Origin of the sequence: Micromonospora sp. NPDC023644 (genome assembly GCF_040640115.1) — a bacterium.
Lineage (GTDB): Bacteria > Actinomycetota > Actinomycetes > Mycobacteriales > Micromonosporaceae > Micromonospora.
Map to the genome: position 1 here is coordinate 14,400 of NZ_JBFABA010000017.1, position 12,496 is coordinate 26,895.

6 protein-coding genes are annotated in these 12,496 nt (G+C 70.5%); all 6 read left to right on the top strand.

Annotated elements, in window-relative coordinates; translation table 11 throughout:
• Nucleotides 1-477: 477 nt before the first annotated feature.
• The 6 genes from AB0G08_RS15455 (at nt 478) to AB0G08_RS15480 (ending at nt 12,454) form a co-directional block, all read left to right on the top strand.
• A complete protein-coding gene (locus AB0G08_RS15455; protein WP_358087607.1) occupies nt 478-1,857 on the top strand; it encodes an extracellular solute-binding protein in 1,380 nt (459 codons plus the stop codon).
• Between the two features lie 80 nt (nt 1,858-1,937).
• Nucleotides 1,938-2,894: a sugar ABC transporter permease gene (locus tag AB0G08_RS15460; RefSeq protein ID WP_358087609.1), complete on the top strand. Its 957-nt coding sequence runs from the start codon at nt 1,938-1,940 to the stop codon at nt 2,892-2,894.
• A gap of 12 nt (nt 2,895-2,906) precedes the next feature.
• Nucleotides 2,907-3,794 carry a carbohydrate ABC transporter permease gene (locus AB0G08_RS15465; RefSeq protein ID WP_358087612.1) on the top strand — a complete coding sequence of 296 codons (888 nt, stop codon included), beginning with the start codon at nt 2,907-2,909 and terminating at the stop codon, nt 3,792-3,794.
• Between the two features lie 97 nt (nt 3,795-3,891).
• Entirely contained in the window at nt 3,892-5,568 is a 1,677-nt protein-coding gene (locus tag AB0G08_RS15470; protein WP_358087615.1) for a glycoside hydrolase family 13 protein, read from the top strand.
• 136 nt (nt 5,569-5,704) lie between these two features.
• Nucleotides 5,705-8,584 (top strand): discoidin domain-containing protein, encoded by a 2,880-nt coding sequence (locus AB0G08_RS15475; RefSeq protein WP_358087618.1) that lies wholly within the window; start codon nt 5,705-5,707, stop codon nt 8,582-8,584.
• A gap of 177 nt (nt 8,585-8,761) precedes the next feature.
• A complete protein-coding gene (locus AB0G08_RS15480) occupies nt 8,762-12,454 on the top strand; it encodes a discoidin domain-containing protein (protein WP_358087621.1) in 3,693 nt (1,230 codons plus the stop codon).
• Nucleotides 12,455-12,496: the final 42 nt, after the last annotated feature.

A 12,496-nucleotide genomic window follows, 5' to 3' on the forward strand; every position in this document is an offset into this window, starting at 1 on the left:
CGACGCTCCGGCCGTCGACCGCTGCTTGCGGTCGGCGGCCGTTTCGTCGTTGCCTGCACCCGTAGCGCCGCGTCGGGTCCCATGATCCGTTGGCGTCGGCCCGGACGGAGGGCCGCGCGGAGCCCGGCGGAGCGTCAACCGATCACGAGCGCCGCTCGCGGCGCCGGTGGCCCCTGGTCCTGGACGGGGCGCGAGCCGGCGGGGTGCGAATCGGGGCGAAGCCCCGCAACTCGACCGCCTTCCAAGATCCTGTCTAAATCTGCCGGCTACCAAGTCTCGTTTTTTCATCACGGGATCGATACCTTGCTGAAACAAGTTCGCCTGGCTACAGTGACCCCACTCACACCTGGCCTCGACGCAGCTACCCGGGGTCAGGTCGCTTGGCAGATGCAGATCAGCGACGGCGTGTCGGCGCGGTGACGACCACCGGGCCTCAGCGCAGGTCATGGAGACACCCGTTCCCGAAGGGATGGACAGATGTCCGTACCGCAGTACCGGAAGGCTGCGGCGTTGGCGCTTGTGGCCGGCTTGGGGCTCAGCCTTGCGGCCTGCTCCACGAAGAGCGACGACGCCACCGGCAGTGCCGGCGGCAAGGTCACCGTCACCGTCGACTGCCAGCCGGTCGGCTCCCAGAAAGAGCTGTTGCAGAACTGGAACGACGACGTCGCCGAGTTCCAGCGGCAGAACCCCGACATCGTCATCAAGAGCGTGAGCGTCGGCGAGCAGTGCAACAACCCGCCGGACTTCACCGCCCGCCTGGCCGGCGGCACCGTGACCGACCTGTTCTACGGCTACATGACCGACCTCCAGCAGGTGCTGGACTCCGGCCAGGCGATGGACATCACCGAGTACGCCAACAAGGACACCGTCCCCACCTGGGACAGCGTCGACCCGGCGCTCAAGGAGGTCTTCAGCGACGGCGGCAAGCTCTACGCCGTCCCGGCGAAGAACTACTCGATGGGCCTGGTCTACAACAAGGTCCTGTTCCAGCAGGCGGGGCTCGACGTCAACAACCCGCCCAAGACGTGGCCCGAGGTCCGGGCGGCCGCCAAGAAGATCTCCGCGCTCGGCAACGGGATCGCCGGCTACTCGGAGTACAGCGCCGGCAACACCGGCGGCTGGCACTTCACCTCCCTGCTCTACTCGCAGGGCGGCCAGGTGCTGACCGCGGACGGCAAGAAGGCCGACTTCAACAACGCGATGGGCAAGCAGGTCCTGCAGAACCTCAAGGACATGCGGTACGGCGACAACAGCATGGGCAGCCGCCAGCTGCTCCAGTGGGGCGACCTGCTGACCAACGCCGCCGCCGGCAAGGTGGGCATGTTCATCGGCGCGCCGGACGCCACCCAGGCGATCGTCAGCCAGTTCCAGGGCAAGTTCCAGGACTGGGCGATGGCCCCGCTGCCCGGCCAGGACGGCCCGGCGAAGGCGACGCTCGGCGGTGGCGAGGGCTACTTCTTCAAGAAGGGCCTCTCTCCGGAGCAGGTCAAGGCCGGTCTGAAGTGGATCGCCTACCAGAAGCTGACGCCGGGCAAGGGCCAGTTCGACTACGTCCGGGCCAAGCCGCAGAACTACCCGGTCGGCCTGCCCCAGCCGCTGCTCTTCACCAACGGGAGCGAAGCGCAGAAGCAGGAGCTCGACCTGCGCAAGGCGAACGCGAACGTCGACACCGCGAACTTCGCGCTCTTCGAGGCCGCCCCGGTCCCGATCAAGGGCGAACCGCGCAACGCGCAGGCGATCTACGCGGTGCTCGACGCGGCGATGTCCGGGGTGCTGACCAACCCGAACGCGAACATCGACGCGCTGCTCAAGACGGCCGAAGAAAAGGTCAACCAGCTCCTCGCCGCGGAGAGCTGATCCGACGGGGTGGGGGCCGGCGGGCCGGCCCCCACCCCCTCCGCGCCGCACGTCCGGTCACTGACTCACCAGGAGTTGCCTTGGCAATCCTCTCCGCCCCGGGGACCACCAGGAAGACGGGTCGCCCCACACCGCCGTCCCCGGTGGGGCCGCAGCGTACGAGCCTCGGCCGCAAGGTGCGGGACAACCTCACCGGCCACGCGTTCCTGGTCGGGGCGGTGCTCTGCTTCGCGGTCTTCTCCTGGTACCCGATGATCCGCGGCATCGTGATGAGCTTCCAGCGCACCCGGCGCGGCGAGACCACCTGGGTGGGCTGGGACAACTACACGCGCATCATCGACGACCCGAGCTTCTGGACGGCCTGGAGGAACACGTTCTCCTTCACGGTCCTCGCGCTCGTCCTCGGCTACGTGGTGCCGTTCTTCGTGGCGGTCCTGCTCAACGAGTTCCGCCACGCCAAGGGGTACCTGCGGATCCTGGTCTACCTGCCGGTGATGCTGCCGCCGGCCTCGGCGCTCTTCCTGTTCAAGTTCTACGCGTACGACCCCAGCGACGCGGGACTCTTCAACGCGATCCTCAAGGCGCTGCACCTGCCGACGTCGCAGTGGATGCAGTCGCCCGAGATGACGATGCCCGCGATGGTGCTCGCGTCGACCTGGATGAACATGGGCAGCGCGGTGCTGATCTACCTGGCGGCGTTGCAGAACATCCCCGGCGAACTCTACGAGGCGGCCGAGCTGGACGGCGCCGGGATCTGGCGGCGGATCCGGCACGTGACCATCCCGCAGACCCGGCTGATCCTCGCGCTCCTGGCGATGATGCAGATCGTCGCCACCATGCAGGTCTTCATCGAGCCGCTGATCCTCGCCAACGGCGCGGGCGCCGAGGACTCGGCGACCTCGGTGGCGTACCTCATCTACCAGCACGGCTTCTTCCAGAACGACCTCAACGGCGCCGCCGCGCTCGGCGTGATCATGCTCGTGGTGCTGGCCGGCTTCTCCGCCGTCTACGTGCGGCTGACTGCGAAACAGGACTAGGACGGACGCGGAATGGCACAGGACTCCGGGACCCGGACACTCGTCTCCCACGCCCAGCTCAAGCGGGGACGCGGCAGGGTGATCTACTGGGCGCTGCTCGCCGTCGTCGTGGCGGGATTCACGCTCGTCTTCCTCGGGCCGCTCTACTGGATGGTCACCGGCGCGCTCAAGTCCGGCCAGGAGATCGCGCAGACCCCGCCGTCGTTGTTCCCGCGGGACCCCCAGTGGCAGAACTACGTCGACGCGTGGAACAACCTGGATCTCGCCAAGCTGCTGTTCAACACCTTCTACTACGCGACCGGCGCGGTGCTGTTCCAGCTCGTCCTCGACACCGCCGCGGCGTACTCCCTGTCGAAGCTCCGCCCGATCTTCGGCAACGTGATCCTCGGCCTGATGCTGGCGACGCTGATGATCCCGGCGATGGTCCTCATCGTCCCGCAGTACGTGACCGTGATCGACCTGCCGATCCTGCACGTCAACCTGCTCGACTCGCCGTTCGCGATCTGGCTGCCCCTGGTCGCGAACGCGTTCAACATCTTCCTCCTGAAGCGGTTCTTCGACTCGATCCCGGAGGAGCTGATGGCGGCGGCCCTCATGGACGGGGCGACCCCGCTGCGCACGCTCTGGTCGATCATCCTGCCGATGTCGCGCCCCATCCTCGGCGTGGTCTCGATCTTCGCCGTGACCGCGGTCTGGAAGGACTTCCTCTGGCCGAAGCTGGTCATGCCCTCGCCCGAGACCCGGACGGTCAGCGTCGGCATCTACGCCTTCTCCGGCGGTACGCCCATGAACGTCGTGGTCGCCGCGTCGGTCATCGCCGCGATCCCGACCGTCGTCGTCTTCCTGCTCTTCCAGCGGAACATCATGTCCGGCCTCACCACGGGCAGCCTCAAGGGATAGCCCTCAGCGATTCCCCCGCGGCGAACAACGACTGTTCGCCCGAGACACATCAAGGTCCGGCGAACCCGCCGACGCACTGACGCAGAAAGAGGTGCTCGTGTCCAGAGCAGACAACGGTCCGTGGTGGCGTGGAGCGGTGATCTACCAGGTGTACCCACGTAGCTTCGCCGACGGCAACGGCGACGGCACCGGCGACATCGCCGGCATCCGGTCCCGGCTGGACTACCTGTCGGCGCTCGGCATCGGCGCGATCTGGTTCAGCCCCTGGTACCCCTCCCCGATGGCCGACGCCGGCTACGACGTCGCCGACTACCGCGACATCGACCCGGTCTTCGGCACGCTGGCCGAGGTGGAGGAGCTGATCGCGGAGGCACACGCCCTCGGCATCAGGACCATCGTCGACGTGGTGCCGAACCACTGTTCCGACAGGCACCCCTGGTTCCAGGCGGCACTCGCTGGCGGGCCGGACGCACCCGAGCGGGAGCTGTTCTGGTTCCGCCCCGGCCGGGGCCCGAACGGCGACCAGCGGCCCACCGACTGGGTCGGCGAGTTCGGCGGCGAGACCTGGACCCGGACCACCAACCCGGACGGCACCCCCGGCGACTGGTACCTGCACCTCTTCGCCCCGGAGCAGCCGGACTTCAACTGGGACCACCCCAGGGTGCGGGCCGAGTTCGAGGACATCCTGCGGTTCTGGTTCGACCGGGGGGTGGACGGCATCCGGATCGACTCGGCCGGGCTGCTGGTCAAGGACGGGACGCTGCCCGAGACCCTGCCGGACCGGCCGCACCCGTTCCGCGACCTCGACGGGGTGCACGACATCTACCGCTCCTGGCGGCGGATCGCCGACGAGTACCCCGGCGACCGGGCGCTGATCGGCGAGGTGTGGATGCCGGACCGGCAGCGGTTCGCCAACTACCTGCGCCCGGACGAACTGCACGCGGCGTTCAACTTCGACTTCCTCGGCTGCGCCTGGGACGCCTCGAAGATGCGCGAGAGCATCGACGGGACGCTGAGCGCGCACGCGCTGGTCGGCGCCCCGGCCACCTGGGTGCTCTCCAACCACGACGTGACCCGGCACGTCACCCGCTACGGCCGGGCGGACACCACGTTCAGCTTCGCCGCCAAGCGCGAGGGCACCCCCACCGACCTGGAGCTGGGCACCCGCCGGGCCCGGGCCGCCGCGCTGCTGTCGCTGTCGCTGCCCGGCGCCGCGTACGTCTACCAGGGCGAGGAACTGGGGCTCTGGGAGGTCGAGGACATCCCGCGTGAGCTGCGGCAGGACCCCATGCACTTCCGCTCCGGCGGGGTCGATCCCGGCCGCGACGGCTGCCGCGTCCCCATCCCCTGGTCCGGCGAGACGCCGCCGTTCGGCTTCAGCCCGGACGACGCGACGGCGGCACCCTGGCTGCCCCAGCCGGCCGACTGGAAGGACCGCACCGCCAGCGCCCAGACCGGCGACGCCCGCTCGATGCTGGAGCTGTACCGGGCCGCCCTCGCCGTCCGCCGCGCCGAGGCGGCACTCGGCGACGGGGAGCTGACCTGGCTGCCCGCCCCCGAGGGGGTGCTCGCGTTCCGGCGGGCACCCGGCTTCGCCTGCGTGGTCAACCTCTCGGACGCGGCGGTCCCGCTGCCGCCCCACACCGACCGGCTGCTGGCCAGCGGGCCGCTCGACGAGGACCGGTTGCCCCCGGACACCGCCGTCTGGCTGCGTACCGCCGAGGCGACGCCCGCCCCGACGGCCGGGACGGACCCGCGGCCCGGACCGGCCTGACCCGACGGTCGCCGGCGGCCCGTCCCGGCCGCCGGCACCGCCCACCCGCCAGCCGAGGCCGACCGGGAGGTACGCGCACCACACCGCACCGCACGACACGGGGGACCTGGCCAACCGAGGAAAGGGAGCGCCGCTCATGGCCGACCACACCACCCCGCACCACCAGCGAAAACACCGGATCCGCGCGGGGCTGGCCGCCCTCGCCGGCACCGCCCTCGCCGCGGCCTCGATCTCCGTCGTCGCGCTGGGCACCACCGCGACCCCGGCCCACGCGGCGGGACTCTCGCCGTTCGACATCCCGGGGCGGGGCGCCACCGTCCCGTTCGTCGAGCAGGAGGCGGAGGAGGTCGCGCACACCGGCACGAGGATCGGCCCGGACCGGCGCTACGGCACGCTGCCGTCCGAGGCGTCCGGCCGGGAGGCGGTCACCCTCGACGCCGTCGGCGAGTACGTCGAGTTCACCCTCACCGCGCCCGCCAACGCGGTCACCTTCCGCTACAGCCTGCCGGACAACGCCGCCGGCACCGGCCGGGACGCCAGCATCGACCTGCGGGCCAACGGCGCGCTGGTCAAGGCGGTGCCGGTCACCTCGCGGTACGGCTGGTACTACGGCGGCTACCCGTTCAACAACAACCCGGGCGACACCAACCCGCACCACTTCTACGACGAGACCCGGACCATGTTCGGGACCACCTACCCGGCCGGCACGAAGATCCGGCTCCAGGTCTCCTCGACCGCCCAGTCGCCGACCTTCACCATCGACCTGGCCGACTTCGAGCTGGTCGGCGCGCCCATCGCCAAGCCGGTCGGCGTGCTCGACGTGGTCACCGACTTCGGCGCCGACCCGACCGGTGCGACCGACTCGACCGCGAAGTTCCAGGCGGCGGTGGACGCCGGCCGGGCCCAGGGGCGGGCCGTCTGGATCCCGACCGGCACGTTCACCCTCTTCGACCACGTCGTCGTGGACGGGGTGACCCTGCGTGGGGCCGGACCGTGGTACTCCGTGCTCGGCGGGCGGCACCCGACCGACCGCAAGCGGGCCGCCGGCATCTACGGCAAGTACGTCCCCGGCGGCGGCTACAGCGGCGAGATCCGGCCGCACGAGGCCGGCGGGCCCAGCCGCAACGTCACGCTGCGCGACTTCGCCGTCATCGGCGACATCCGGGAACGGGTGGACGAGGACCAGGTCAACGCCATCGGCGGGGCGATGTCGAACTCGGTGGTCGACAACGTCTGGATGCAGCACACCAAGGTCGGGGCCTGGATGGACGGCCCGATGGACAACTTCACCATCCGCAACAGCCGGATCCTCGACCAGACCGCCGACGGGGTGAACTTCCACTGGGGCGTCACCAACTCCACGGTGACCAACACGTTCGTGCGCAACACCGGCGACGACGCCCTCGCGATGTGGGCGCAGAGCGTGCCGAACGTGAACAACTCGTTCACCCGCAACACGATCGGCGTGACGATCCTCGCCAACCACCTGGTGACCTACGGCGGGCGGGACATCAAGATCACCGACAACGTCACGGCCGACTCGGTGACCAACGGCGGCGGCATCCACGTCGCCAACCGCTACCCGGGCGTGACCGGCCCGACCGCCGTCTCCGGGACGATCACCGTCGCCCGGAACACCCTGATCCGCAACGGCAACTCCGACTACAACTGGCGCTTCGGCGTCGGCGCGATCTGGTTCTCCGCGCTCAACGAGCCCATCCAGGGCGCGGCGATCAACGTCACCGACACCGACATCCTGGACAGCTCGTACGCGGCGCTGCACTGGATCGAGGGGCAGAGCAGCGGGATCAGCTTCAACAACGTACGGATCGACGGCGCGGGCACGTACGCCCTCCAGGTGCAGGCGCCCAGCCAGGTGTCCTTCACGAACGTGCGGGCCACCGGAATCGCCCAGGCCAACCCGATGCACAACTGCGTCGGCAGCGGCTTCCAGATCACCCAGGGCACCGGCAACTCCGGCTGGTACACGTCGACGCCGTACTGCGGGCCGTGGCCCGAGCCGCAGTGGGGTGGCGGGCCCACCAGCCCGCCCCCGACGACGACGCCGCCGACCACCGCGCCGCCGACCACCCCGCCGCCCACCACGCCTCCGCCGACCACCCCGCCCCCGACCGGCGGGAACCTGGCGCAGGGCCGGCCGGCGACCGCGACCAGCACCAACCAGAACTACGGCGCGGCGAACGCGGTGGACGGCAACGCGGCCAGCTACTGGGAGAGCGCCAACAACGCCTTCCCGCAGGCGCTCACCGTCGACCTGGGCGCGGCGCGGTCCGTCGACCGGGTGGTGCTGAAGCTGCCCGCCGGCTGGGAGCGCCGGACCCAGACCCTGTCGGTGCTCGGCTCGACCGACGGCTCGTCGTGGGCCACCCTCGCCGGGTCGGCCGGGCGCACCTTCGACCCGGCCGGCGGCAACACGGTGTCGATCAGCCTGCCGGCCGGTGAGCGCCGGTTCGTCCGGCTGACGGTCACCGGCAACACGGGCTGGCCGGCGGCGCAGCTCTCCGAGTTCGAGGTCTACGGCGGCGGCCCCGTCACCCCGCCGCCGACGACCCCGCCGCCCACCACCCCGCCGCCGACCGGGAACCTGGCGCTCGGGCGACCGGCCGCGGAGACCAGCCACGCCGACGTGTACGTGGCGGCCAACGCGGTCGACGGCAACGCGAACACCTACTGGGAGAGCGCCAACAACGCCTTCCCGCAGTCGCTGACGGTGGACCTGGGCACCAGCCGGTCGGTGTCCCGGGTCGTGCTGAGGCTCCCGCCGTCGTCGGCGTGGCAGACCCGTACCCAGACGCTGTCGGTGCTCGGCTCCACCACCGGCTCGTCGTTCACCACCCTGAAGGCGTCCGCCGGCCACACCTTCGACCCGGCCACCGGCAACACGGTCACCGTGACCTTCGCGGCGACCAGCCAGCGGTACCTGCGGCTGACGTTCACCGGCAACAGCAGCTGGCCCGCCGGTCAGCTCAGCGAGTTCGAGGTCTACTCCAGCTAGCCCGGTGGCCCCCGCCCCGGGCGGGGGCCGCCGGTCCGGTCGGCCGGCGCAGTGTGGCCCGGCCCCCGTCCCGCACCGCACCGTCCCCCACCTGTCGCGGCACGACGGGCGTACCCCTGCGCCCGTCGCCGGGCAACGCACCCACACACCACCCCCGAAAGAGGTGTAGGTACCGCCATGTCCAGACTCGGCACCAGACAGGGCACCGCGCCGACCGGCGCGCCCGATCCCGCCCCCCGATCCACCCGCTCGGCCCACCGACGGCTGCTCGCCGGCGTGCTCGCCGGGCTGCTCCTCACCGCCGTCCCGGCCGTGACCCCGGCGGCCGCCGCGCCACCGGCGGACCCGGCCGCGACCGCCGCCCGCGCCGCCCTGCTCGCCGGGCTCTCGGCCACCATGACCGCCAGCAGCCACACCCAGGACTACGTGGCGGGCAACGCCAACGACGGCAACGCCGACACCTACTGGGAGAGCGCCAACAACGCGTTCCCGCAGTGGATCCAGGCCGACCTCGGCGCCACGGTCACCGTCGACCGGGTGGTGCTCAAGCTGCCGCCGTCGTCGGCGTGGCAGACCCGTACCCAGACGCTGTCGGTGCTCGGCTCCACCACCGGCTCGTCGTTCACCACCCTCAAGGCGTCCGGCGGCCACACCTTCGACCCGGCCACCGGCAACACCGTGACCGTCAGCTTCGCCGCGACCAGCACCCGGTACGTGCGGGTGCAGGTCACCGGCAACACCGGCTGGCCGGCCGCCCAACTCTCCGAGGTCGAGGTCTACGGTGCCGCCGGCAACCCCGACACCCAGGCGCCCAGCGTCCCCGGGAACCTGGGGTACACCCAGCCCGCCAGCGGGCAGATCCGGCTGACCTGGTCCGCGTCCACGGACAACGTCGGGGTGACCGGATACGACGTCTACGCCAACGGCGCACTGCGCGCCAGCGTCAACGGCTCCACGCTGACGTACACCGACAGCCAGCCGAACAGCGCCACGGTCTCGTACCACGTCCGGGCCCGGGACGCGGCCGGCAACCAGTCGGCGAACAGCAACACCGTGACCCGGACCGGCACCGGCACCCCGCCGGTCGGCAGCAACCTGGCGGTCGGCAAGCCGATCACCGCCTCCGGGCACGTGCACACGTTCGTGGCCACCAACGCCAACGACAACAACGTGGCCACCTACTGGGAGGGCAACGGCAACCCGAGCACGTTGACCGTGCAGCTCGGGGCCAACGCCAGCCTCAGCCAGGTCGTGCTGAAGCTGAACCCCGACTCGGCCTGGGGGGCGCGTACCCAGAACATCACCGTGCTCGGCCGGGACCAGGGCTCCTCGACCTTCACCACCCTGGTCGGTGCGGCGAACTACAGCTTCAGCCCGGCCAGCGGCAACACCGTGACCATCCCGGTCTCCGGCGCGGCGGCCGACGTGCGGCTCTCGATCGCCTCGAACACCGGCGCCCCGGCCGGGCAGGTCGCCGAGTTCCAGGTCATCGGCACCCCGGCGCCCAACCCGGACCTGACCGTGACCGGCATGTCGTTCAGCCCGTCCGCGCCCGTGGAGACGAGCGCCGTCACGCTCTCCGCCACCGTCCGCAACGCCGGCTCGGCGGCCTCCGGCGCCACCAACGTCAACTTCTACCTCGGCACCAACCGGGTGGGCACCGCGCCGGTCGGCGGCCTGGCGGCCGGCGCCTCGGCCACGGTGTCGGCGAACATCGGCACCCGGGACGCGGGCAGCTACCCGCTGAGCGCGAAGGTCGACGAGTCCAACACCGTCGTCGAGCAGGACGACACCAACAACAGCTACACCAACCCGAGCCGGCTGGTGGTCAGCCCGGTCGCCAGCTCCGACCTGGTCGCCGCCGCGGTCGCCTGGTCGCCGGGCACCCCGGCGGCCGGCAACACGGTCACCTTCTCGGTGTCGATCCGCAACGCCGGCAGCATCGCCTCCGCTTCCGGCGCGCACGGCATCACGCTCACCGTGCTCAACGAGGCGGGCACGGTCGTGCGTACCCTGACCGGCTCCTACTCCGGTGTGATCAACGCCGGGGCCACGGTCGGCCCGGTCAACCTGGGCACCTGGACCGCCGCGAACGGCAAGTACACCGTCCGGGTGGTGCTCGCGGCCGACGGCAACGAGCTGCCGGTCAAGCAGGCCAACAACACCAGCGACCGCGCGCTCTTCGTGGGGCGCGGCGCCAACATGCCGTACGACATGTACGAGGCCGAGGACGGCGTGGTCGGCGGCGGCGCGAGCGTCGTCGGGCCGAACCGCACCGTCGGCGACCTCGCCGGTGAGGCGTCCGGCCGGCGGGCGGTGACCCTCAACTCGACCGGCAGCTACGTCGAGTGGACCACCCGGGCCAGCACCAACACCCTGGTCACCCGCTTCTCCATCCCGGACGCCCCGGGCGGCGGCGGGATCAACTCGACGCTGAACGTCTACGTCAACGGCGCGTTCCACAAGGCGATCGACCTGACGTCCCGGTACGTCTGGCTCTACGGCAACGAGGCCAGCCCGGGCAACTCGCCGAGCGCGGGCGCACCGCGGCACATCTACGACGAGGCCAACGTCATGCTCAACGGCACCGTGCCGGCGGGCAGCAGGATCCGCCTCCAGAAGGACCCGGCCAACACCACCACGTACGCGATCGACTTCATCAACACCGAGCAGGTGGCCCCGATCGCCAACCCGGACCCGGCGCGCTACGTCACGCCGACCGGCTTCGGTCACTCCGACGTGCAGAACGCCCTGGACCGGGTGCGGATGGACACCACCGGCAACCTCGTCGGGGTGTACCTGCCGGCCGGCAACTACACCACCGCGTCGAAGTTCCAGGTGTACGGCAAGGCGGTCAAGGTGACCGGGGCCGGACCCTGGTACACCCGGTTCAACGCGCCCTCCGGCCAGGACAACACCGACATCGGCTTCCGGGCCGAGAACTCGGCGGCCGGGTCGTCCTTCGCGAACTTCGCCTACTTCGGCAACTACACGTCGCGGATCGACGGGCCGGGCAAGGTGTTCGACTTCTCCAACGTGTCGAACATCGTGATCGACAACATCTGGAACGAGCACATGGTGTGCCTCTACTGGGGCGCGAACACGGACTACATGACGATCAAGAACTCCCGGATCCGGAACATGTTCGCCGACGGCATCAACATGACCAACGGGAGCACCAACAACCTGGTCAGCAACAACGACGCCCGGGCCACCGGCGACGACAGCTTCGCGCTCTTCTCGGCGATCGACGCGGGCGGCGCGGACATGAAGGACAACGTCTACGAGAACCTGACCTCGACCCTGACCTGGCGGGCCGCCGGCGTCGCGGTCTACGGCGGCTACGGCAACACGTTCCGCAACATCTACATCGCGGACACGCTGGTCTACTCCGGCATCACCATCAGCTCGCTCGACTTCGGCTACCCGATGAACGGCTTCGGCGCCAGCCCGCCCACCCGGTTCGAGAACATCTCGATCGTCCGGGCCGGTGGGCACTTCTGGGGCGCGCAGACCTTCCCGGCGATCTGGGTCTTCTCCGCCTCGAAGGTGTTCCAGGGCATCCGGGTCAGCGACGTCGACATCGTCGACCCGACCTACAGCGGCATCATGTTCCAGACCAACTACGTCGGGGGGCAGCCGCAGTTCCCCATCACCGACACGGTCTTCACCAACGTCTCCATCAGCGGCGCCCGCAAGAGCGGTGACGCCTACGACGCGAAGTCCGGCTTCGGCATCTGGGCCAACCAGATGCCGGAGGCGGGGCAGGGGCCGGCCGTCGGCTCGGTCACCTTCAACAACCTCCGCCTGAGCAACAACGCGGTGGACATCCAGAACACCACCTCGACGTTCACCATCAACCGCTACTGACCCACCCCCGGCCGCCCGAGCGGCGGCCGGTCTCCCGAGCGG